The sequence below is a fragment of the Tenacibaculum litopenaei genome (genome assembly GCF_964514025.1).
In the GTDB taxonomy this organism is placed as follows: domain Bacteria; phylum Bacteroidota; class Bacteroidia; order Flavobacteriales; family Flavobacteriaceae; genus Polaribacter; species Polaribacter litopenaei.
Genome location: NZ_CAZEQT010000006.1, coordinates 1,269,727 through 1,291,692 on the forward strand (window position 1 = coordinate 1,269,727; position 21,966 = coordinate 1,291,692).

The 21,966-nt window shown below is 39.5% G+C and carries 21 protein-coding genes and 2 tRNA genes; 11 read left to right on the top strand and 12 right to left on the bottom strand.

Annotated elements, in window-relative coordinates:
- Nucleotides 1–74 precede the first annotated feature (74 nt).
- Entirely contained in the window at nucleotides 75–1,925 is a 1,851-nt protein-coding gene (locus ACKTS5_RS14460) for a chitinase (protein ID WP_408044591.1), read from the bottom strand.
- A 185-nt stretch (nucleotides 1,926–2,110) separates the two neighbouring features.
- Nucleotides 2,111–3,175 carry a chorismate synthase gene (gene aroC, locus ACKTS5_RS14465; protein ID WP_408044592.1) on the bottom strand — a complete coding sequence of 355 codons (1,065 nt, stop codon included), beginning with the start codon at nucleotides 3,173–3,175 and terminating at the stop codon, nucleotides 2,111–2,113.
- Between the two features lie 311 nt (nucleotides 3,176–3,486).
- On the opposite strand from aroC, the gene ACKTS5_RS14470 reads away from it, so the two are divergent.
- Together ACKTS5_RS14470 and ACKTS5_RS14475 are read left to right on the top strand one after the other, a co-directional pair.
- A tRNA-Ser gene (locus ACKTS5_RS14470) sits at nucleotides 3,487–3,571 on the top strand.
- A 333-nt stretch (nucleotides 3,572–3,904) separates the two neighbouring features.
- Nucleotides 3,905–3,989: transfer RNA gene (locus ACKTS5_RS14475), tRNA-Ser, on the top strand.
- 169 nt (nucleotides 3,990–4,158) lie between these two features.
- On the opposite strand, the gene ettA is transcribed toward ACKTS5_RS14475, so the two are convergent.
- From ettA to ACKTS5_RS14515, 8 genes are all read right to left on the bottom strand, one after another.
- Nucleotides 4,159–5,850 (bottom strand): energy-dependent translational throttle protein EttA, encoded by a 1,692-nt coding sequence (gene ettA, locus ACKTS5_RS14480; RefSeq protein ID WP_408044593.1) that lies wholly within the window; start codon nucleotides 5,848–5,850, stop codon nucleotides 4,159–4,161.
- A gap of 31 nt (nucleotides 5,851–5,881) precedes the next feature.
- A complete protein-coding gene (locus ACKTS5_RS14485) occupies nucleotides 5,882–6,058 on the bottom strand; it encodes a CAL67264 family membrane protein (protein WP_175578649.1) in 177 nt (58 codons plus the stop codon).
- A gap of 227 nt (nucleotides 6,059–6,285) precedes the next feature.
- Nucleotides 6,286–8,313, bottom strand: coding sequence for an NADPH-dependent 2,4-dienoyl-CoA reductase (locus ACKTS5_RS14490; RefSeq protein WP_408044594.1), 2,028 nt, complete (start codon nucleotides 8,311–8,313; stop codon nucleotides 6,286–6,288).
- A 156-nt stretch (nucleotides 8,314–8,469) separates the two neighbouring features.
- Complete coding sequence (locus ACKTS5_RS14495; RefSeq protein ID WP_408044595.1) at nucleotides 8,470–9,048, bottom strand: phosphatase PAP2 family protein; 579 nt, start codon at nucleotides 9,046–9,048, stop codon at nucleotides 8,470–8,472.
- Between the two features lies 1 nt (nucleotide 9,049).
- Entirely contained in the window at nucleotides 9,050–10,093 is a 1,044-nt protein-coding gene (locus ACKTS5_RS14500; protein ID WP_408044596.1) for a peptidylprolyl isomerase, read from the bottom strand.
- A 69-nt stretch (nucleotides 10,094–10,162) separates the two neighbouring features.
- The gene (locus ACKTS5_RS14505; RefSeq protein ID WP_408044597.1) at nucleotides 10,163–10,894 is read right to left on the bottom strand and encodes an FKBP-type peptidyl-prolyl cis-trans isomerase; all 732 of its coding nucleotides are present in this window, start codon (nucleotides 10,892–10,894) and stop codon (nucleotides 10,163–10,165) included.
- Nucleotides 10,895–10,899: 5 nt separating this feature from the next.
- A complete protein-coding gene (locus ACKTS5_RS14510; protein WP_408044598.1) occupies nucleotides 10,900–11,475 on the bottom strand; it encodes an FKBP-type peptidyl-prolyl cis-trans isomerase in 576 nt (191 codons plus the stop codon).
- Nucleotides 11,441–12,469: a DHH family phosphoesterase gene (locus tag ACKTS5_RS14515; protein ID WP_408044599.1), complete on the bottom strand. Its 1,029-nt coding sequence runs from the start codon at nucleotides 12,467–12,469 to the stop codon at nucleotides 11,441–11,443. The genes ACKTS5_RS14510 and ACKTS5_RS14515 overlap by 35 nt, the downstream gene beginning before the upstream one ends.
- A gap of 141 nt (nucleotides 12,470–12,610) precedes the next feature.
- Between ACKTS5_RS14515 and ACKTS5_RS14520 the strand changes: the two genes are divergently transcribed.
- Nucleotides 12,611–13,564: an alkaline phosphatase D family protein gene (locus ACKTS5_RS14520; protein WP_408044600.1), complete on the top strand. Its 954-nt coding sequence runs from the start codon at nucleotides 12,611–12,613 to the stop codon at nucleotides 13,562–13,564.
- A gap of 62 nt (nucleotides 13,565–13,626) precedes the next feature.
- The gene (locus ACKTS5_RS14525) at nucleotides 13,627–14,046 is read left to right on the top strand and encodes a nucleoside-diphosphate kinase (protein ID WP_408044601.1); all 420 of its coding nucleotides are present in this window, start codon (nucleotides 13,627–13,629) and stop codon (nucleotides 14,044–14,046) included.
- A gap of 83 nt (nucleotides 14,047–14,129) precedes the next feature.
- Here the strand turns inward: ACKTS5_RS14525 and ACKTS5_RS14530 are convergent, their stop codons facing one another.
- Nucleotides 14,130–14,426: a DUF721 domain-containing protein gene (locus ACKTS5_RS14530; protein WP_408044602.1), complete on the bottom strand. Its 297-nt coding sequence runs from the start codon at nucleotides 14,424–14,426 to the stop codon at nucleotides 14,130–14,132.
- 36 nt (nucleotides 14,427–14,462) lie between these two features.
- The gene (gene recF / locus ACKTS5_RS14535; protein ID WP_408044603.1) at nucleotides 14,463–15,542 is read right to left on the bottom strand and encodes a DNA replication/repair protein RecF; all 1,080 of its coding nucleotides are present in this window, start codon (nucleotides 15,540–15,542) and stop codon (nucleotides 14,463–14,465) included.
- A gap of 113 nt (nucleotides 15,543–15,655) precedes the next feature.
- On the opposite strand from recF, the gene ACKTS5_RS14540 reads away from it, so the two are divergent.
- The 7 genes from ACKTS5_RS14540 (at nucleotide 15,656) to ACKTS5_RS14570 (ending at nucleotide 21,953) form a co-directional block, all read left to right on the top strand.
- Nucleotides 15,656–16,441 carry a tetratricopeptide repeat protein gene (locus tag ACKTS5_RS14540; protein WP_408044604.1) on the top strand — a complete coding sequence of 262 codons (786 nt, stop codon included), beginning with the start codon at nucleotides 15,656–15,658 and terminating at the stop codon, nucleotides 16,439–16,441.
- A gap of 32 nt (nucleotides 16,442–16,473) precedes the next feature.
- Nucleotides 16,474–16,980 carry a 6,7-dimethyl-8-ribityllumazine synthase gene (gene ribH, locus ACKTS5_RS14545; protein WP_408044605.1) on the top strand — a complete coding sequence of 169 codons (507 nt, stop codon included), beginning with the start codon at nucleotides 16,474–16,476 and terminating at the stop codon, nucleotides 16,978–16,980.
- A gap of 175 nt (nucleotides 16,981–17,155) precedes the next feature.
- Nucleotides 17,156–17,437: a riboflavin synthase subunit beta gene (locus ACKTS5_RS14550; protein ID WP_408044606.1), complete on the top strand. Its 282-nt coding sequence runs from the start codon at nucleotides 17,156–17,158 to the stop codon at nucleotides 17,435–17,437.
- 3 nt (nucleotides 17,438–17,440) lie between these two features.
- Entirely contained in the window at nucleotides 17,441–19,360 is a 1,920-nt protein-coding gene (gene mutL, locus ACKTS5_RS14555; protein WP_408044607.1) for a DNA mismatch repair endonuclease MutL, read from the top strand.
- Between the two features lie 77 nt (nucleotides 19,361–19,437).
- Nucleotides 19,438–20,043: a rhomboid family intramembrane serine protease gene (locus ACKTS5_RS14560; RefSeq protein WP_408044608.1), complete on the top strand. Its 606-nt coding sequence runs from the start codon at nucleotides 19,438–19,440 to the stop codon at nucleotides 20,041–20,043.
- A 26-nt stretch (nucleotides 20,044–20,069) separates the two neighbouring features.
- Nucleotides 20,070–20,939 (top strand): rhomboid family intramembrane serine protease, encoded by an 870-nt coding sequence (locus tag ACKTS5_RS14565; protein ID WP_408044609.1) that lies wholly within the window; start codon nucleotides 20,070–20,072, stop codon nucleotides 20,937–20,939.
- Nucleotides 20,940–21,953, top strand: coding sequence for an endonuclease/exonuclease/phosphatase family protein (locus tag ACKTS5_RS14570; RefSeq protein WP_408044610.1), 1,014 nt, complete (start codon nucleotides 20,940–20,942; stop codon nucleotides 21,951–21,953). It abuts the gene before it with no gap.
- The last annotated feature ends 13 nt before the right edge of the window (nucleotides 21,954–21,966 follow it).

Genomic DNA, 21,966 nt, shown 5'->3' on the forward strand with positions numbered 1-21,966 from the left:
TTGTAATAGTAAATCCCAGCAGGCAGTAAAACTTCTCGTCTGTTCTCCAAAGCTTCCGAAGGTTCTTTACTGCTTTACGCATACACGAGGTTCCCAACACTAGAAAATACCTGTACTTGCTTAACGTTAGCTTCCTTGGGCCAAATATTCAAAGAACTCGTTTGTTCATTATACATGAGTAGTACCACAGGCTTAGGCAATTTTCCTTTCGCTGTTTCAGGGCACTCGCCAACGACTTTCCACACCTCAGCGTTCCCTGGAATATTACCTTGTGTCCACCACTGCGCTTCGTATAATTTAGCCTTATAATGTACACGTTGTCCGCGGGTATATACTTTAACCTTTGCCCAACTTATGGCTCCACAAGAAGTTCCGGCATCACCCACACAGTTGTATATATATTCCCAAGCCGTTGATTCACCGGGCCTATCTACCGCTGCCACATACCATTTATTTTTATAAACCAGGTCTTTATAGCGAACGAAATTCCCAGATTTTTCATAAATCACAGGTTTCCACTGAGGGAGCTCCGAACAATTCATTTGTTTACCATTCCATACCAAAACCTTTGCAGTGGTCGTTACTTCTTGACCGTCTACAAAACTTGCCTTCGCTTTTAATTCATGAATACCATAAGAATCAGGTATCCAAGAAAAATGCGGTTCTTTAAAAATTTGACTTCCTACAACTACTTGAAGTGATTTAAGTTTGGTTCCTTTAACATCTATCGCTAGTTGTACTCCTATTGCTGTTAACTCTCTTTGTTCAATCACCTCAACATCGCCGAAGTTAGTAAAGGACACTACTGGCTTTTGTGCACAAGGCTCTGCAGTCAAATCAGCCGAATCTCCTCCGTATTTTTCGGCATCCTTACAACCACAATCCGACAAATCGTGTACGCCATCCATATCGGTTCCTACACCAAAGACTTCGGAAAATCGTCGGTAATACCCTATTCGATCTAATACCTGCGATTTTTCTATTCCTTGTCCGCACTCAACACCTCCATTGATAATATTTACCGTCATTCCAAAACCAGGAATACGCTGCTTTTTTAAATCCAATGTATTAGGTTTCCACAAATTGGTCATCACCTCATGGGCTGAGGGTTTAGGATATTGAGGAGTCATCCAAAACCAAATTGCTGTTTGAAAAGCCAACGCAGCATCTTGAAGAAGGAGATCGGGATTGTCGAGCAACACTTGCTTATCACCGAATAAAAACGCACTCGCCATTCCGTAGTTGTAATTATACGACAGCTGAATAGGACCACGTCCTTTATACGATTTTCCGGGCGTAGGTGGATAATTAGCATCAGGATAAGCGTAAGAAGCAGTAGTAGGTTCCTCTCTAAAGTGCAATCCCCAAGAAAAACGACCACCTGGCGCAGTATCCCATCCTCCAGTAGTTTCGTGTGCTATATTCGCTAGAAAAGCCATCAACTCTCTGGTTCGTATTGCTATGCTGCCCCTTTCCAAAAAATTACCGTAATCAATAATGGTCGTAATAACTTCCTTAGTTTGATTTCTCGGAGCGTCAAAATCAGGATCATTTCTCAAAACCGTGCGTTCACCTGTCACTTTATCTATTCTAGTAATGTGATAAGCATTGGTTCCACAACGCCGTTTAAATTCAGCTTTTAGTTGCTGCATTCGCTGTATTGCGGTTACAAAGGAAGCATAGGTATAAAAGTCGTCCTTAGGGTTTAGTACCCAATTACCACCACCAGTATCTTTTGCTCCAAATCGATACGGAAACAGGGCATTCCACAAGGCTTCCGAGACCAAACTATGCGATGCTAAATCAGGCTTTATTGCTTTTGCATTTTGTGAGGAATGCCGATACTGAGCCTGCGTAGTAGGTTGATACCAACCTATTATTAGTACTAGTAACAGGCCTTTAAACGAAGATCGTTTACTTTTCATAATAGTTATAGAATTAAAGGGTTAATGCCATGCGACGTCACAAGGTGTAACTCGTACAGCATACAGAAGTACGCATTAACTCTACAAAAAATAAAAAATTATAGCTCAAAGCCTTCAAATCATCGACCAACCTCAGTGTAGCCTATTAAAAAGTCAAAAAAAAAGAGCCTAAAAAGGCTCTTAGATTATTGTGTTCTTCTCATTTTATTTAATAGATAAAAATCGGCAAGTACGAGAGCGGTCATCGCCTCGACTATTGGTACTGCTCTCGGTACCACACAAGGGTCGTGTCGTCCTCTACCCTGAATGCTTGTCGCTTCTCCTGCTGCATTGATCGTTTCTTGGTGTTGCATGATAGTCGCTACCGGCTTAAAAGCCACTCTAAAATAAATATCCATACCATTAGAAATTCCTCCTTGAATTCCTCCGGATAAATTAGACTGGGTCGTTCCATCTGCTAAGAATGCATCATTGTGCTCCGATCCACGCATCTTTGCACCGCAAAAACCACTACCGAACTCAAATCCTTTCACGGCATTGATCGAAAGCATGGCTTGTCCTAACTGCGCGTGTAATTTATTAAAAATGGGTTCACCGAGTCCTATCGGTACATTTTGAGCAACGCAAGTAATGGTTCCGCCAATAGTATCTCCTGCTTTGCGAATTTCATGAATTTTCTCAATCATTTGCTCAGCTGTAGCCTCATCTGGACAACGTACTATATTTGTTTCTGTTTTAGTAAAATCGAGATCCTGATAGGGTTTTACCATAAAAACCTCTCCTACGGACGAGGTAAACGCATTGATCTCTATATGACTGATCAATTGTTTCGCCAAGGCTCCAGCAACCACCCAATTGGCAGTTTCTCTTGCTGAAGTTCGACCACCTCCTCTGTGATCGCGAATACCGTACTTTTTATCATAAGTATAATCGGCATGTGACGGGCGATACACATCGGTATTATGATTGTAGTCTTTGCTCTTCTGATTGGTATTTTTAATAATAAAACCAATAGAGGTCCCCGTAGTAACGCCTTCAAAAATCCCAGACATAAACTCAACCGTATCGGGTTCTTTACGCTGGGTGACAATTTTTGATTGTCCGGGCTTCCGTCTGTCCAATTCATTTTGGATAGCCTCAAAATCTACTTTTATACCTGCTGGAAAACCATCGATGATTCCTCCGATAGCCGTTCCATGTGATTCACCAAAAGTGGTAAGTTTTAAAATGTTTCCGAATGAATTAAACATGTCTATAATATTAGAACAACGAAAGTAGAATTATTTACGAGAAAAACACAATGAATCCTTAACATTTATCGATAAAAATCAGTCCAAATTAACCTTCCTCCTTCCTTAATTTACCGTCTTTTCACTTCTCGAGGTCTCTTAGAACACTCAAACGCTTTACTAGGCTAAAAAAAAACACCACAACACAAACTCATTTTCAAACACTTACACCATTACCTTCAAAAAACGATTAAAAAATCGTTGCTAAAATTTTACCAAATCAAAAAAAGCTTCTATATTTGCATCCGCTATCGGGAATAACCGACAGCAAAGGAGAAATGGCAGAGTGGTCGAATGCGGCGGTCTTGAAAACCGTTGTCTGTAACAGGACCGGGGGTTCGAATCCCTCTTTCTCCGCAAGTCCGAAGCTTGAGCTTCGGATTTTTTTTAGGGGATTAAAGAAAAAAAAAGCTTGTTTATCACAAGCTTTTTTTTGTTGCTACAACTTACGCTTAGTACATCCATAAAAAATACACCCTACAGTACACTACAGGTCCTTTTTAATACAAGACTACGCTATGCGAGTAATCCCCAAAAAAAAGGCAAAAAAAAATAACACAATAATCCACTGCAAACAAAACAGTTACCTAAAAGTACTTCCAACGGGTTGAATTTTTCCTTCAAAACCCTTTTCATATTTAAAAAAAGGTTCTATATTTGCACCCGCTAACGGCAATGACCGCTAGCAAAGGAGAAATGGCAGAGTGGTCGAATGCGGCGGTCTTGAAAACCGTTGTCTGTAACAGGACCGGGGGTTCGAATCCCTCTTTCTCCGCTAATCCGAAGTGAACGCTTCGGATTTTTTTTAGGGGATCAAAGAAAAAAGCTTGTAGTAAACACAAGCTTTTTTTTATGTCCAACATTCACATAAGGTACAGTTCTCCACAAAAAAAGAGCCCCCTACTGGAGACTCTTTTCCTAAGCTGTATAACACTCGAAATTACTTATCGAATCAACTTCTTGTATTTGATACGTTTTGGCATTAAATCACCGCCTAAACGCTTCTTTTTATTTTCTTCGTATTCCGAGAACGATCCTTCAAAGAAGTACACTTGGCTGTCTCCTTCAAAAGCTAAGATATGTGTACACACTCTATCTAAGAACCAACGGTCGTGGGAGATTACCACGGCACATCCAGCAAAATTATCCAAACCTTCCTCTAAGGCACGTAGTGTATTTACATCTAAATCATTGGTAGGCTCATCAAGCAGTAATACATTTCCTTCCTCTTTTAAGGTCATGGCTAAATGCAAGCGGTTTCGCTCCCCTCCAGAAAGTGTAGCAACCTTCTTGTTTTGCTCATTCCCTGAAAAGTTAAACCTACTTAAATAGGCTCTTGAATTTACTTGCTTACCTCCCATCATTACCAAATCTTGTCCTTCTGAGAAGTTCTCCCAAATAGTTTTGTTAGGATCGATATTAGCGTGATTTTGGTCAACATAGGAAATTTTTGCTGTGTCTCCTACAGAGAAGGTTCCGTTATCAGGGGTTTCCTCTCCCATAATCATTCTAAAAATAGTCGTCTTACCAGCACCGTTAGGTCCAATAATTCCAACGATTCCTGCCTGCGGCAAACTAAACTCTAAGTTTTCGTACAAAAGCTTGTCACCAAAAGCTTTTGACACACCAGCGGCATCAATTACGTTAGTTCCTAATCGAGGTCCGTTAGGAATATAGATCTCCAGCTTTTCTTCTACCTGCTTTTGATCCTGGTTTAATAACTTGTCGTAGTTCTTTAAACGCGCTTTTGACTTTGCCTGGCGTCCCTTTGCTCCTTGACGCACCCAATCGAGCTCTCGCTCTAAGGTTTTTTGTCTTTTTGAAGCTGCTTTACTCTCTTGTGCTAAACGCTTCGCTTTTTGATCTAACCAAGAAGAGTAGTTCCCTTTCCAAGGAATTCCTTCACCGCGATCGAGTTCTAAAATCCATCCAGCAACATTATCCAAGAAATAACGGTCGTGCGTTACGGCAATTACCGTTCCTTTGTACTGCGCTAAATGTTGTTCTAACCAGTGAACAGACTCTGCATCTAAGTGGTTGGTAGGCTCATCGAGCAATAAGATTTCCGGCTCTTGTAACAACAAGCGACACAAGGCAACTCTACGGCGTTCCCCACCTGAAAGAACGCCAATTTTCTTATCTGCGTCAGGAGTGCGCAAGGCATCCATGGCGATTTCTAATTTCGTATCCAACTCCCAAGCATTTGATGCGTCAATCTTATCTTGAAGCTCCGCTTGCTTGTCCATTAGCTTTTGCATTTTATCCGGATCAGAGTACACTTCTTCCAAACCAAACATATCGTTGATTTTATTGTACTCGTCCAATACAGCTACCACTTCAGCAACTCCTTCTTTTACTACTTCTAGTACTGTTTTATCTTCGTCAAGTTGTGGCTCTTGCTCTAAGTATCCCACCTTGTAGCCCGGAGAAAACACCACGTCTCCCTGGTAATTTTTTTCTACTCCAGCGATAATCTTTAACAAAGTTGATTTACCCGATCCGTTTAAACCGAGAATACCAATTTTCGCTCCGTAAAAAAAGCTTAAATAAATATCTTTTAATACTTGTTTACCTGTACTTTGATAGGTTTTTGAAACCTTGTTCATCGAAAAGATGACCTTCTTATCGTCACTCATTGTTTTGTATTTTCTAATTTAGTAAAGAATATTACACTCTTCCTTTTAAAGCATTAAACACCCATGCATTTGCGAAGAATCCCAATCCTACTGCTCCAAATCCGTATCCCGCTATTTCATCGTATTTAAATACTGCTAAAGCGACCAGCAGTATCCCCATTAAAACCATAATTAAGGTAGCCCATCCAAGAACCGTGTTTTTATTCATTGCCATAATTACTATATCTTTATTTTAAGCGGCTAAAAGCGAATTATTTTGCCTTTAGCATTTCATTAGTAAAAGCAAATATCGTAATTATTTATCCAAGAAAATAAAATTTGACATCGATATTAATTGAACGATCCATTTTTAAGGATTTCTCCCGGTAAAATAAAAACCTCCTTCCTCCGATAACCGGAGAAAAGAGGCTTTTTACAGTTGTTAACAAATTATTTTTAAAGGGCTGCTGCCACTCTACTTCCTTGATTAATGGCTCTTTTTGCATCCAACTCAGAGGCCACATCGGCTCCTCCAATCAGATGTACTGAACTTCCCTTTGCTGTCAAAGGCTCGTACAATTCTTTAAAGGGTACCTGACCCGCACAAACAATTACGTGATCCACCTCTAACACCTTCTGTTCCTCACCTTGTACGTAATGCAATCCTCGATCGTCAATTTTGGTATACTGTACCTCATTGATGAATTGCACATTCTTTTTCTTAAGGTTGGCTCGGTGTATCCACCCTGTGGTTTTCCCTAGGTTTCCTCCAAACTTCCCTTTACTTCTTTTAAACATGAATATTTCACGTGGTGAAGGGTGTACTTCAGGGGTCATTCCTTCAATTCCACTTCGCGCTTTTAAGCTCTTGTCAATACCCCATTCACGCAACCAAGCATCGATATTCTGGCTCGTACTTTCACCTTCGTGGGTCAAGTATTCCGACACGTCAAAACCAATACCTCCAGCTCCGATAACCGCCACTCTTTTCCCTACTTTTTTCTTGTGTTTTAAGACATCGATATACGTAAGTACTTTTTCGTGTTCCATACCTTCAATTCCTGGTGTCCTCGGTGTAATTCCGGTTGCCAATATAATTTCGTCGTAATTTCCTGCAATCAGGTCTTCAGCCGACACTCTCGTATTCAGGCGCAAGTCAACCTTGTGTAATTCGATCTGTTTCCCGAAATAACGAATCGTCTCGTAAAACTCCTCCTTTCCAGGTATTTGCTTTGCAATATTGAATTGCCCTCCAATTTCGCTCTCTCCGTCAAACAATACTACCTGATGACCGCGTTGCGCTGCCACTGTAGCTGCTGCAAGTCCGGCTGGTCCTGCTCCAACCACTGCTATGCGCTTAGCGTTTGTCGTAGGTGTATAATTTAATTCAGTTTCGTGACAGGCTCTTGGATTTACCAAACAACTCGCTATTTTTTTCTCAAAAACGTGATCTAAACATGCTTGGTTACAAGCAATACAGGTATTAATCTCATCTTCACGCTCCTGTTCTGCCTTGTTTACCCATTCAGGATCGGCTAAAAACGGACGTGCCATCGATACCATATCTGCGTGCCCTTCTGCCAAAATTCGTTCAGCAACATCAGGCATATTAATTCTATTTGAGGTCACCAACGGAATGCTTAACTCTTCTTTCATTTTTTGGGTAACCCAAGTAAAAGCAGCTCTTGGCACTGACGTGGCTATAGTAGGAATACGAGCTTCGTGCCACCCTATTCCGGTATTGATAATTGTAGCCCCTGCTTTCTCTATCTCTTTTCCCAATTGTACAACCTCTTCCCAAGAAGAACCTTTTTCTACCAAATCGAGCATCGACAGACGGAAAATAATAATGAAATCTTCTCCTACGGCCGCTCGTGTATCCTTTACCAATTGTACTGCTAAACGAATCCGGTTTTCATACGCTCCTCCCCAACGATCTGTTCGGGTATTGGTACGCGTTGCGATGAATTGATTGATCAAGTACCCTTCAGACCCCATAATTTCAACCCCGTCATAACCAGCTAACTTGGCCAATTTTGCAGAATTGACAAAATCGCGAATCGTTCTCTTAATTCCCGATTCTTTCAATTTAAAAGGCTTAAATGGATTTATTGGTGCTTGAATCGCAGAAGGTGCTACACTTAACGGATGGTAAGCATAACGACCTGTATGCAAAATTTGCATGCAAATTTTCCCTCCTTCTTTATGTACCGCATCAGTTATTACTTTGTGGTGTTTTGCGTGCTTTTTCGAGCTCATTCGCGCAGAGAACGGTGCGGTCCAACCTTGAAAATTAGGCGCAATTCCTCCAGTAACTATCAAACCTACTCCTCCTCTAGCTCTCTCTGCATAGTAGGTAGCTATTTTGTGAATTCCATCCTTTTCTTCTTCGAGCCCCGTATGCATAGACCCCATCAACACTCTGTTTTTAAGTGTCGTAAAGCCCAAATCTAACGGTTCAAAAATATGTTTGTACTTCGTCATAATTTGATAGTTTTTGTTAATTTATTATGCGTGCATAATAAATGCAAGATAGTATATTTTCAGCACACTCTAAAAAAAAGAAGGTATTTTCCTGAGAAAACACCTTCTTTGTTGACCTATGTATATACCGCACTATTCACGGTATGCACTCCGCTATCACAGTTGATATTCGGTGTGGAATACACGGGCGTATAATTTTCTATAGCACCAAAAAAGTACCGTTCCCAGAACAATACCGGATACGTAACCCGCCGTAATATCTAACGGAAAATGAACTCCCAAATACATTCGGCTAAAACCAAAAAGTACAGGAAACAGGATGAGGGCATACCAATACTTTGACCCTTTTCTAAATAATAAAATGATAAAGGTGGTAAAGGTAGCTGAAAGCGACGCATGCCCTGACCAAAAGCTAAAACCTCCCGGACGGTATTCGAAGGTTCTCAAGAAAGGTCGAATCGCTTCATTATTACACGGACGCAACCTACCTGTGCTATTTTTTATCAAATTGGTGAATTGATCAGAAAAAGCGACCAAAGCCACGATAAACAATAGAGTAAACGCTCCTTTTTTCCATCCTAACTTTTTAAAAAGCAAGACCAAAATTACCGCGAATAGCGGAATCCAGCTGAACTGATTGGTAACTTGTAACCAAAAGGCATCAAAAGTCTCACTCCCCAAGTTGTTGATGTAAATCAGCAACTGTTGGTCTAATTGTACTATTTTGTCTATCAATTTACTTCCCTACTTTTAAAACTTCAACTTCAAAAATTAAATCCGATTTCGGCGCAATCGGCCCAATTCCGCGCTCTCCATATCCTAAGTAATACGGGATAAAGAATCGCGATTTATCACCTTCGCGCATCGTTTTTACACCTTCTTTCCACCCGGCAATTAAATCTTGTTCGTTCATCGTAAACACAAAAGGTTGTCCTTTATCGATACTCGAATCTATTTTAGTCCCGTCAGTTAAATAAAGCGTGTAATGTACCGTAGTTGGCAAAGCAGGATTTACTTTTTTCCCGTTGCCCTTTTGCAATTCTAAAATACGCAATCCCGAATCGGTTACTGTTGTTTTGTAGTACCCCATTTCCTCGAGGTACTTCTTGCGCAGTTCTTCCAATTTTCGCTTGCGTGCCTCTTCTTTTTCAGCAACCATCAACAATTCTTTTTCAAAAACTTTTGCAGCATCAAACTTTTTAGCATCTTTTCCTACGCGTATGATAGCTACTTTATTGATATAATCGTTTTGCTCAATAGTATCCACGATGTTTTGCCCGACTTCTACACGACCGAAAACCGTGTGCTTCCCGTCTAACCAAGGAGTCGCCTTGTGGGTAATAAAAAACTGACTCGAGTTTGTATCCTTTCCTGAATTTGCCATTGACAGAATTCCAGGTCCTTCGTGACGGAAAATCAACTTACCTTCTTCATTTAAAGGGAATTCGTCGGCAAAACGATAGCCTGCATTTCCTCGTCCAGTCCCTGTAATATCACCTCCTTGAATCATAAAGTCTTTGATAACACGGTGAAACTTGGTTCCATCGTAGTAAGGACTTCCCTTTATAGAATCGGTCATTTGAGGGTTGGTACCTTCTGCTAAGGAAACAAAATTTGCAACGGTCATCGGTACTTCTTTCTCGTGCAACTTAATAAGTATGTCTCCCTTGTTGGTTTGAATATCCGCATAGAGCCCTTCACCTAAATCAGGGTATTTAACCGATTTACAACTCGCTAATAACGCAAGGACAGCTACTACTAAAAGATGTAATTTTTTCATGTTCTAAAATGATTAAAAAAAAGAAATAGGTTAGCGCTCACTAACCTATTTACCTTTAAAATTTTTCAATTATTTAACTTCCAATAATTCAACGTCAAAAATTAACGCCGCGAAAGGTTTAATTTTCCCTCCTGGTCTTGGAGTTGCTCCATAAGCTAATTCTTGTGGTACGTAGAACCTGTATTTAGCTCCCGGCTTCATTAATTGTAATCCTTCTGTCCATCCTTTAATCACTCGATTTAAAGCGAACTCGATAGGTTCTTTACGCTCCACTGAACTGTCAAATACAGTTCCGTCAATCAAGGTCCCGTGATAGTGTACTTTTACCGTAGCCTCCGCTGTAGGTTGTGTTCCTTCACCTTCTTTGATTACTTCGTACTGTAATCCGCTAGCAGTAGTTTTTACTCCTGGCTTCTTTTTGTTCTCTTCTAAGAATTTTTCATTCTCTTTTTTGTACTCACCAAACTCAGCTTCTGCTTTCTTGCGTTGCTCTTCTTGAAACTCTTTCATTTTAGCTTCTTGCTGCTTTTGGAAATAAGCGCGAATGATATTGTTTACCTCAGCACTTTCGATAAGCAAGTTGGTTGAATCAATACCGTTACGGAATCCTTGTACAAACAAATCGTGATCCATTTCTTTAAAGTTCGCTTTGATCTTATTGGCCATATCAAGACCAATAGAATAACTCAACGAATCGATCTCTGAATTTAACGAACTCTTCTCTTTTACTTGTCCCGGATTGCTACATGAAGCAATCGTCAATCCTACTGCAGCAGCTGCTAAAAATTTGGTTATTTTCATTTTAATTAATCTGTTTTATCGTTGTTATTTTCTTCTGTTTTAATATCGAGTAAGGTCACCTCACTCAACAGGGGCTGATGTACTCCAATTTTATCACCGTCACCTGTAATTCCGTAGGCACTATAGGACGGTATAACAAATACAGCACGCTCTCCTTTTTTCATTTTTTTGATACCGTCTTGCAAAGCAGGAATAAAGTCTTCCTTGTCTATCTTATACGCTCTTTTTTGTGTATCGTAAATCATATTCCCAAATAAATCGGCCACTTTGTACTCAACGAGTACAATATCATTGAGTTTGGGATACTGCGTTGCCAACGAGTCTTTCTCGGCAAAGTAATACCAATATCCGTTCGGACTTTCGATGTATTGGTGCAAGGTATCTTTTGCAATCCAATTGGCAATACGTTGTTTTTGTTTCGTATTGAGCATTTTATTCTCACGAATAACTTCTTTGTAGAAGTGCTGCTTTCCTTGTTTCTTCGGTCGTCTAGGAACCGGTTCTTGGCAAGCCACCAGAAACAACAGTCCAAAACTAAGAAAAATATTACTGATTGTAAGAGGTTTGTATGTCGGTTTCATATTGTGGTAATAACGCTTTAAACTTTTCTATAGTATCCGTCATTGACAATTCACTTCTACCTCCTGCAGCATTGTCGTGACCTCCTCCACTAAAATGGTTTCGCGCAAATTGATTTACAGAAAAACTCCCTTTCGATCGAAAGGATATTTTAATAATCCCCTGTTCTACATCTTCAATAAAAATGACACCAAATACGATGTCCTTTAATGACAATGCATAATTCACTACTCCTTCTGTATCTCCTTTTTGATAGGCAAACTCTTGCTTTTCACGATCTGAAATGGTAATAAAAGCGGTTTTGTATTCCGGCAACACCTGTAAATTACTGAGTGCTCTTCCTAGAAGTAACAACCTACTTTGACTGTTTGAATCGTGAACATTGCTATGAATACGGTCATTTTTCGCTCCTTTGTCTATCAAATCAGCAATGATTCGATGTGTTCGACTGGTGGTAGATCTGAATCGGAACGATCCCGTATCCGTCATAATCCCCGTGTACAAACAGGTGGCTATCGCTTCGTCAATCATGTCGACATCGCCCATCATTTCGATAAAATTATACACCATTTGACAGGTTGATGACATGCTAGTATCCGAATACATGTATTCAAAATCATCGGGTTGTTGGTGATGATCTATCAATGCAAAATCATTAGGATACTGCTCCAACGTGTTTTTCATGTCCTGTCCAACTCTATGCAGCGCATTAAAATCAAGCAAAAACACGATATCCGACCTTTTTAAAGCTTTTACCGATTGGTTGTTTTGACGGTCAAAACGATATACTGTTTCTGAACCTGGAATCCAATGTAAAAAATCAGGATATTCATTGGGCATCAATACCTGAGCGGTATGCCCTTTTTTATCGAGGTAGTGTTTTAACCCTAAGGTAGACCCTACAGCATCTCCATCGGGATTTTTATGCCCTATGATTACCACATTTCGAGGTTGTGATAAAAATGACTTAAGTTCTTCGAATTTTTTTAAAATCATAAGTGGCGAAGATACAAATTAAACTTCTATTAATCTTTCTATCGATTCCTTTTTGTTTCTTCGTAATCATTTATTAATACGCTCATGAAACAATTTACGAAACTTCTTTCCTCAGTCTTAATTCTGCTACAAACATTACAGATGAGTTCACAAAAATCCGATTTCACCATCGCCTTCGGATCTTGTAATAACCAACGTTTACCAAACCCTTTTTGGAACGATTTGAATCGCATACAACCCAATGTATGGATTTGGGGTGGCGACAACATCTATGCCGACACGAAGAACATGCGCAAAATGCAGCGCTTTTACGAGGAAGTAACCTCAAATACCGCCTATGGAACATTACAAAAAAACACTGCTATAGAAGGTACCTGGGACGATCATGATTACGGTCAGAACGACGCTGGAAAACACTATACCCAACGAGCAGCAAGTCAGCAGTTGTTTTTGGATTTTCTGAGAGTGCCTAAAAATGACTCCCGTAGAAACCGAGCGGGAATCTACTACAGCAAACAATTTAAACACCCCAAAGGAAGTGTCAAAATAATCTGTTTGGACACCCGCTATTTTCGCGATGATTTAACGCCCGGCACCCATGGTCATCGCTACGGTCCGTCATCGGACCCCGATAAAAGTATCCTAGGAAGTGCTCAATGGGAATGGTTAACCGAAGAACTTCTAAGCACAACCGACACGTTTACCTTTATTGTGACCAGCATACAATTCTTATCCTCGGAACACGGATTTGAAAAATGGGCAAACTTTCCGCAGGAAGTAAAACGCCTACACAACCTTATTGAAAAAGCTCGTAACACACGTGTAGTGCTCCTGAGCGGCGATCGTCATATTTCTGAATTTTCGGTATACACCTCAGACAAACTTCCCTACCCACTGATTGATTTTACCTCGAGTGGACTAACCCATGCCTATACTAAATTCAAAGGAGAGCCCAACACCTACAGAAAAGGCAAGGTCATTCATGAACGCAGTTACGGGCTCATTACCATTGATTTTGACCGCTTACAACTACGGTTTTCCATGAACGGTGTCGAGCAAAAAAAACAACAAGAATTCACACAAATCTATCCTTAACTTGTGAATAACATTAAAAACCGTATTTTTGCGCCGATTTTAATTAAAGAAGAACAATATAAATGGCAACAAATAGAACATTTACAATGATCAAACCAGATGCTGTAGAGAACGGACACTCTGGGGCTATCTTAGAAAAAATCAACGCTGCAGGATTTAGAATCGTAGCGATGAAAAAAACTCAAATGACTAAGAGAGATGCTGAAACTTTTTACGCTATCCACAGTGAGCGTCCATTTTTTGGAGAGTTAGTTGAATTCATGACTCGTGGTCCAATTGTTGCAGCTATTTTAGAAAAAGACAACGCTGTAGAAGATTTCAGAACGTTAATTGGTGCTACCAACCCAGCAGAAGCTGCTGAAGGAACTATCCGTAAACTATACGCTACTTCTATCGGAGAAAACGCGGTTCACGGTTCAGATTCTGACGAAAACGCAGCGATCGAAGGAGCTTTCCATTTCTCAGGAAGAGAGATGTTCTAAGCATCGTTTTGACGCAACACATAAAAAAACTCACTAGTCCGCTAGTGAGTTTTTTTTATCGCTGTATTTTTTGTTCGTTATACCTAAACCAAAAGTATTTTTTTAATCAAGGGCTCTCCCATTTCTTCGTTGAGCATCTTGACAATTTTTTCTTTTCCATAGCTTAATTCTTCACGAAGTACAGACGATTTTAACCGAACAAACAGCGTTCCGTTGTTCAAGCGCACCTCATCGGTATAAGACGCCACACCTGCTCCCATCAGCTTATCCCAAGCTTCTTCTATGTGTATTTTCTGAAATCCTTTATTCAGGTTGTTTTGCTGAATAAATTCTCCCATTAAATCTTTGATTGCAAAGCTGTCATTTTCTCTTTTCGCCATACCCCTCCTAATAACTAAATTATAAAACCTCGTTCACTACAAGTGAAACAATTGATACTCTAAATTATGTTTTTTAATAACTTCTTCCGTTCTATCTGCATGCGTATCTGTAATGAAGATTTGTCCGAATTCTTCCTCGTGTACCAAATCAATAATCTGTGCGACGCGTTGCTCATCTAATTTATCAAAAACGTCATCCAATAATAAAATTGGTGTAAGCGCTGCCTGCTTTTTTATAAATTCAAACTGCGCTAATTTTAATGCAATTAAATACGATTTTTGCTGTCCTTGTGATCCAAACTTCTTAATTGGGTACCCCGTAATTTCAAAGCTCAAATCGTCTTTGTGTACCCCAGCAGTAGTGTATTGTACTAAGCGATCTTTTTCCAGACTCTTTGCCAACACGGCTTCAAATTCCGCGTCGTGCAACTGGCTCTTGTAGTTTAAGTTGACCTGCTCATTTCCTCCCGAAATTACTCGGTGTTTCTCGTTAAAGATAGGCACAAATTCTTCCAAAAACAACAATCGCTTCTGATAAATTTCCGTACCGAGTGTTATCAACTGCTCGTCGTAAATTTTAAGATTCAATTCGTCAAAGGTCCTATTCGCTGCGAAATACTTTAGCAAGGCATTTCGCTGTGCTACCACCTTGTTATACGACAACAGCGTTTGCAAATACTTTTTGTCCTGCTGAGAAATCACTCCGTCGATAAATTTTCGGCGTGTTTCACTCCCCTCCACTATCAAATCTCGATCCGCAGGTGAAATGATTACCAACGGAAGTTGCCCGATATGCTCAGCAAACTTATCGTAGGCTTTGCCGTTTCGCTTTAGCACCTTTTTTTGTCCTCGTTTTAAAGAACAGACTATTTTTTCCGTGCGATTACGTATTTCATACTCCCCTTCAATCACGAAAAAATCTTCTCCATGACGGATGTTTTGCCCTGCAATAGCATTGAAATAGCTCTTAGCAAAAGACAAATAATAGATAGCGTCCAGCACGTTCGTTTTCCCTACACCATTATTCCCCACAAAGCAATTGATCTTTTTTTCAAAGCTGAAGCTTTGGGATTCTATATTCTTAAAATTCACTAACGAAATCTTCTGCAAGTACATGTAAAAATAGCTTTCTAAAAAGGTAGCGCAAAATATTGAAAATTTTACGAAAAATCCGTTTTTAAAATCCAATTAAAAAAACTATTTTTGTCGGCACTAATTTTTAAGCGATTATGGCTACATACAAAAAAAGAGGTTATAAACCTAAAAAAGAGAAGATTGTTCAAGAGGTAGAAGAAACGTTTGACGAAACACAAAGCACCACTGCGGAAGTGTTTAATAACTTGGACGATGCTGCTAACAAATCTGAGCAATGGATAGAGAACAATAGCAAGCCGTTATTTTACGGATTGGTAGCTGTTGCCGTTGTTATTTTAGGGTATTTAGCCTACAACAAACTTATCGCCGTACCTACAGAGAAAACTGCTTCAAACGAATTGGCTCATCCAAGAGTATTGTTTGACGAAGCAACTACTTCTGCAGGAGTTAAAGCTGATTCATTGTACACCTTAGCACTCGAGGGTGGTGTGAATGGAAAATACGGTTTTATCGACATCGCTTCTAACTTTAGCGGAACGAAAGCAGGAAATATCGCGAACTACTACGCAGGAATTTCTTACTTAAAAATGAAAGATTACAAAAATGCTATCAAGTACTTGAGTGATTTTTCTTCTGACGATGCTTTATTAGGACCTACAGCCTTAGGTGCTATTGGAGATGCTTTTGCAGATATCGATCAACCAGAAGACGCTTTAGATTACTATCAAAAAGCAGCTAACTTAAAGAAGAATAACTTTACAACGCCTTTATTCTTATTCAAAGCTGGACAAGTAGCAATGAATTTGAAAAAATACAGTAAAGCAGAAACTTTATTTGCACAGATTAAAAAAGACTTCGCTGATTCTGATCAGGGAAGAGATATCGAAAAATATATTAACAGTGCGAAATACGCACAATAACATGAAGGCCTTACAATAGGCAAACTTACTTTATGGCAACAACAAATTTATCTTATTACGATAAAGCTTCAATCCCAAATGCGAAATCTTTTCGATTTGGGATTGTTGTTTCAGAATGGAATCCTGAAATTACAAAGAACTTACACCAAGGAGCCGTTGACACTTTAATTGACTGTGGTGCTCTTGCAGAAAACATCGTGTCTTGGGAGGTTCCAGGAAGCTTTGAATTAGTCTACGGATGTAAAAAAATGATACAAACCGAAAAACTAGATGCCGTAATCGCTATAGGAAATGTTATCCAAGGTGAAACCAAGCATTTCGACTTTGTATGTGAAGGAGTGACTCAGGGAATTGTAGATTTAAACATTGCTCAAGACGTTCCCGTTATTTTTTGTGTATTGACAGACAATACCAAACAGCAATCTATTGATCGATCAGGAGGTAAACTCGGAAACAAAGGAATTGAATGTGCTGTAGCAGCCGTAAAAATGGCCGCCTTAAAAAATATAAAAAGTACAAAAACTACCGTAGGATTTTAACCTGTGGAGTTCAAGTTCTTCAAAAAGCCAAAAGCACCCAACGTGTTTTTGGCTTTTTTTATGCGCTTCACTGCCATTTTAACAATATTGTTTGACCACCTCTCTTTTATTCTGTAACTTTGAATTCTTAGGGTATGGTGTGATTTTTGCACGTACTCGGATAAATACCTACATTATGAAGTTTATCAAAAGAGAAAATAAAAAGTTTGAATACAAACCAAAATATTACAAAGGGGATGGCAATCCCTATGAAATAAAACACAAGTTTGATGAACACAGAGTCACGGTAGGTAAAAAGAAGTCAATTAAAGGAAAATTTGATACCGCTATTAACGAATTTAAAAATTCCGAATACGGAGGCTTTAACAAAACGATTGTTATCATCATCGCCATCTTAGTTTTCCTTTTTTTATGGATTATTGACTTTGACCTTTCAATCTTTTTATCAAGAAATTAATTAATGTCTGATATCATACAATTATTACCTGATCACGTAGCCAATCAAATAGCTGCTGGAGAAGTTGTACAACGCCCCGCATCTGTAGTAAAAGAACTGATTGAGAACGCCATCGACGCTGGTGCAACCTCGATCAAACTACTTTTAAAAGACGCAGGTAAAACGCTTATTCAAGTAATTGACGACGGTAAGGGAATGTCTCCTACCGATGCGCGTTTGTGCTTTGAGCGCCACGCCACTTCAAAAATAAAGGATGCTAAGGACCTCTTTAACTTGCACACCAAAGGATTTCGCGGAGAAGCACTAGCTTCCATAGCGGCCATTGCACATGTGGAGTTAAAAACCAAGCAAGAAGATCAGGAACTCGGTACCCTTATAAAAATAGAAGGAAGTGAAGTGAGCTCGCAGGAAAGTGTTTCGGCAGCTAAAGGCACGAGCATTGCTGTAAAAAATCTTTTTTACAATATTCCTGCCCGACGAAACTTCTTGAAATCGGATACAATAGAAACACGTCATATTGTGGATGAATTTCAGCGAGTAGCCCTTGCACATCCCGATATCACCTTTTTATTACACCACAATAACAACGAGGTTTACCACCTTCGAAAAAGCAATCTCAGAAAACGCATCGTAGCCGTTTTTGGAACGAGAATGAATGAAAAGCTAGTTCCGATCGAAGAACAAACCGATTTGGTTTCCATTCGCGGTTTTGTAGCCAAACCCGAGTTTGCTAAGAAAAAACGCGGTGAGCAGTTCTTTTTTGTAAACAATCGTTTTATCAAGAGCTCCTACCTCAATCACGCAGTAGTCAACGCTTTTGAAGGGTTGTTAGATGCCGGGTCACACCCGTCGTACTTTCTGTTTTTAGAAGTACCGACAACGAGTATCGATATCAATATACATCCGACCAAAACGGAAATCAAATTCGATAATGAAAAGGCCCTATACGCCATTTTAAGAGCCACTGTAAAACACGGCTTAGGACAGTATACTATTGCGCCACTCGATTTCGATCGAAATTCCACCTTTGACACACCGTACGATTACAGCAAAAAAGATCAGCCTTCGGTACCTCCGATTACGGTGGATCCTAATTTTAATCCGTTTAAAACAGAACCGAGTAGCTTCACTCCTGAAACTACGAGTGAGCCACCAAAAAGTACACCAGCAGTTCCAAAAACAGGATCGAGTAGTCCTACTCCAAGCACTCCTAAGAGTTTTACGAGTAACTATAAAAAGGATCCTGGACAATGGGAAGCACTGTATACGGATATGAGCAGCTCAGAGCCTACTTCGAGTGCTCCACTCTTTGAGTCGACCTATCAAGAGCCCCTGTTTGATGATTCGCGAGAAACAGAAACTGGGAAAACCTTTCAAATACAAAAAAAGTACCTGTTGAGTACCATCAAATCAGGTGTTGTACTCATCCATCAGTCCTTGGCACACCAACGCGTGCTCTACGAGGAATTTTTGGAAAATATCACGGTGAAAGAAGCGAGTAGTCAGCAATTACTCTTTCCTGTATCCATTTCCTTTCCATCATCGGATATCGAAATTATTTACAGCATCAAAGCGGATTTGGAAAGTGCCGGCTTTATGTTTGAAGAATTCACCAAAGAGAGTGTCGTGATTCGTGGAATTCCAACCTCAATAACGGAAAGTCAAATCACGTTCATTCTTGAACAATTACTCGACGACATCCAGATGGAAGTTCCGGATGCCAGTTTTAGCCACTTTGATGTCATGGCAAAATCATTTGCCAAATCACTAGCGATCAAAACCGGTACCTCCTTGAGTAGTAAGGAGCAAGAAAACTTAGTAAACAACTTGTTTTCTTGTAAAGAACCTACCACGTCTCCTTTAGGTAAGCCTATTTTTAAAACACTCACCTTACAAGAGATTGATGGTATTTTTAACAAATAAATAATTTTTACAACAAAAAAGATTACTTAAATTTAGCTTGCGCTAGTAAGTATCTGATTTAAACAAACAACTATACCATGCCGAGATTAACAGATGCCATAAAACATTTGATTTTTGTCAATGTACTACTGTTTCTTGCTACCTATGTATTGCCTAACATGCACGATATAATGTTGGAGCTTTTTGCGCTGTTCAACATTGGAAATCCATATTTTCAACCTTGGCAATTTGTCACCCATATGTTTATGCACGGTGATTTTGCACACATCCTCTTTAACATGTATGGATTGTGGGCTTTTGGGTCTGTATTAGAACAAATGTGGGGAAGTAAAAAGTTCTTGTTTTTTTATTTTTCAGCAGGAATCGGTGCCGCCCTAATTTACACTTTAGTCAATTACCTTTCTGGAAATCCGCCTTCAGTAGCCGTCGGAGCTTCAGGAGCCATCTACGGTGTATTGGTCGCTTTTGCCATGAGTTTTCCGAATGCAAAACTCGCCTTGATTTTCTTCCCGGTACCTATCGCAGCAAAGTATTTCATTCCAATCATGTTGTTGGGAGATTTGTTTTTCGGTGTCACCAAATACTCCATTGGAAATGTCGCTCATTTTGCGCATTTAGGTGGGGCACTTATCGGATTTTTAATCGCTTGGTATTGGAAACAAAATCAATTTAGACAATTGTAATATCGCCTAAAAGAAACCCCGAGTCCATGAATATCGTCGATACAATAAAATACAGGTTCAAACACGCTGGAATAGTTGAAAAACTAATCTACATTAACCTCGTCGTATTCATTACTACCTTTTTATCAGGGCGTCTGAGTCCGCACTTGTTCAACACAGAAAATATTTTATTTGATTGGCTGGCACTCCCTGCCGATTTGGATGAACTCTTAAAAAAACCGTGGACACTCCTGAGTTTTGGATTTTTGCACGAAAATTTTATCCATCTATTTTTAAATCTCGTCTCGCTATTTTTTATTGGAAATCTGTTTAAACAGTATTTTACCTCAAAACAGCTACTCAACTTCTACATTTTGGGTACTACGTTTGGAGGTGCGCTGTTTTTACTGATGTACAACAGCATCCCTGCACTTGAGATAGAGGTACAACGCAGTATATTACTCGGTGCTTCTGCTGGAATTACCGCGATTTTTATCGGTATCGCTACCTACCTGCCCAATTATCAGGTTAAAATCCCTTTAATTGGATTTGTAAAACTGTGGATACTCGCAGCTATTTGGATGGTACTCGATCTCATTCAGCTACCCATCGGCAATACTGGAGGACGATTGGCCCATTTAGGAGGAGCCCTTTTTGGTTTCTTCTACGTATACTACGCCAGTAATAAAGAAATCACCTTGTTCCAATCTTTTGGAAATCTCTTTAAGAAAAAGAAAAAATCCCCATTGAAAACGGTGTATAACTCTGGTAAAAAGCCGAGTGGTACCTACCGTACACGAAGCAAATCTAAAACGCAGCAAGAAATTGATGCCATCCTAGATAAAATCAGTAAATCGGGATACGAAACCCTGAGTCCGGAGGAAAAGGAGTTTCTCTTTAAACAAGGAAAAAATTAAATGAAAAAATTTTCTATACTCAACTCACTTTTATTTTTTATCAATTCAGTTTTGGCGACAGCCTTGTTATTGTCGTACTTTCTACCTTATATTTCACCGGTAGGAATTCCGTATTTAACCATCGTTAGCTTGTTCGTCCCCTTGCTGGTATTGCTCAATCTGGGCTTTGTTATTTACTGGCTTATCAAATTACACAAAAACACCTTGCTGTCCGGTGTAGTCCTCCTTTTGGGTTGGTTTATGGCACCTCCTTTGATTAAATTTTCCAATCAAGAGCTCATTTTAACTGACGACTTAAAGGTGATGAGTTTTAACGTCCGTATGTTCAATTACTACGGATGGAATAAAGACAGTACCATTGAACAACAGATATACGATTTTGTCAATAATCAATCACCTGATGTTTTGGCATTACAGGAATACTACCAGTCAAACACCAACAATATTAGGTTACCGTTTAAGTACGTAAAAACGAAGTCAAAATCAGATAAATTTGGGCTTGCAATTTACTCCAAGTTTCCCATCATCAATTCGGGTTCACTCGATTTTAAAGACAGTGCTAACAACTGTATTTACATAGATATCGTTAAACAAAAAGATACCATACGTATTTATAATGTTCATTTAGAATCACTGAAGATAAATCCTAAAAAAGAAAATTTTGGCGAACAAAATTCAGAACGCCTTCTGAAGCGATTGGCCAATGGATTTAAAAAGCAGGGCAATCAGACCCTCCAAGTGCTAAGCCATAAGAATAGCTGGACGGGAAAAGAAGTACTCTGTGGTGACTTTAACAACACGGCGTATTCATGGGTCTATAAACAATTATCGAAAGACAGAAAGGATGCCTTTATAGAACGAGGTATTGGCATGGGAAAAACCTTCAGATACTTATATCCTATGCGAATCGACTTTATTTTATCGGATAAATCCAGTACTGTCAATCATTTTAAAACCTTTAATCAAGTAAAATTATCGGACCACTATCCTATAATGTCTCGTATGAATTGGTAATATCTAGTCAAAA

Coding starts and splice junctions, on each gene's coding strand:
- ACKTS5_RS14460 (WP_408044591.1), bottom strand. CDS start 1,925: ATGAAAAGTAAACGATCTTCGTTTAAAGGCCTGTTACTAGTACTAATA.
- aroC (WP_408044592.1), bottom strand. CDS start 3,175: ATGTTTAATTCATTCGGAAACATTTTAAAACTTACCACTTTTGGTGAA.
- ettA (WP_408044593.1), bottom strand. CDS start 5,850: ATGAGTGACGATAAGAAGGTCATCTTTTCGATGAACAAGGTTTCAAAA.
- ACKTS5_RS14485 (WP_175578649.1), bottom strand. CDS start 6,058: ATGAATAAAAACACGGTTCTTGGATGGGCTACCTTAATTATGGTTTTA.
- ACKTS5_RS14490 (WP_408044594.1), bottom strand. CDS start 8,313: ATGACGAAGTACAAACATATTTTTGAACCGTTAGATTTGGGCTTTACG.
- ACKTS5_RS14500 (WP_408044596.1), bottom strand. CDS start 10,093: ATGAAAAAATTACATCTTTTAGTAGTAGCTGTCCTTGCGTTATTAGCG.
- ACKTS5_RS14505 (WP_408044597.1), bottom strand. CDS start 10,894: ATGAAAATAACCAAATTTTTAGCAGCTGCTGCAGTAGGATTGACGATT.
- ACKTS5_RS14510 (WP_408044598.1), bottom strand. CDS start 11,475: ATGAAACCGACATACAAACCTCTTACAATCAGTAATATTTTTCTTAGT.
- ACKTS5_RS14515 (WP_408044599.1), bottom strand. CDS start 12,469: ATGATTTTAAAAAAATTCGAAGAACTTAAGTCATTTTTATCACAACCT.
- ACKTS5_RS14520 (WP_408044600.1), top strand. CDS start 12,611: ATGAGTTCACAAAAATCCGATTTCACCATCGCCTTCGGATCTTGTAAT.
- ACKTS5_RS14525 (WP_408044601.1), top strand. CDS start 13,627: ATGGCAACAAATAGAACATTTACAATGATCAAACCAGATGCTGTAGAG.
- ACKTS5_RS14530 (WP_408044602.1), bottom strand. CDS start 14,426: ATGGCGAAAAGAGAAAATGACAGCTTTGCAATCAAAGATTTAATGGGA.
- recF (WP_408044603.1), bottom strand. CDS start 15,542: ATGTACTTGCAGAAGATTTCGTTAGTGAATTTTAAGAATATAGAATCC.
- ACKTS5_RS14540 (WP_408044604.1), top strand. CDS start 15,656: ATGGCTACATACAAAAAAAGAGGTTATAAACCTAAAAAAGAGAAGATT.
- ribH (WP_408044605.1), top strand. CDS start 16,474: ATGGCAACAACAAATTTATCTTATTACGATAAAGCTTCAATCCCAAAT.
- ACKTS5_RS14550 (WP_408044606.1), top strand. CDS start 17,156: ATGAAGTTTATCAAAAGAGAAAATAAAAAGTTTGAATACAAACCAAAA.
- mutL (WP_408044607.1), top strand. CDS start 17,441: ATGTCTGATATCATACAATTATTACCTGATCACGTAGCCAATCAAATA.
- ACKTS5_RS14560 (WP_408044608.1), top strand. CDS start 19,438: ATGCCGAGATTAACAGATGCCATAAAACATTTGATTTTTGTCAATGTA.
- ACKTS5_RS14565 (WP_408044609.1), top strand. CDS start 20,070: ATGAATATCGTCGATACAATAAAATACAGGTTCAAACACGCTGGAATA.
- ACKTS5_RS14570 (WP_408044610.1), top strand. CDS start 20,940: ATGAAAAAATTTTCTATACTCAACTCACTTTTATTTTTTATCAATTCA.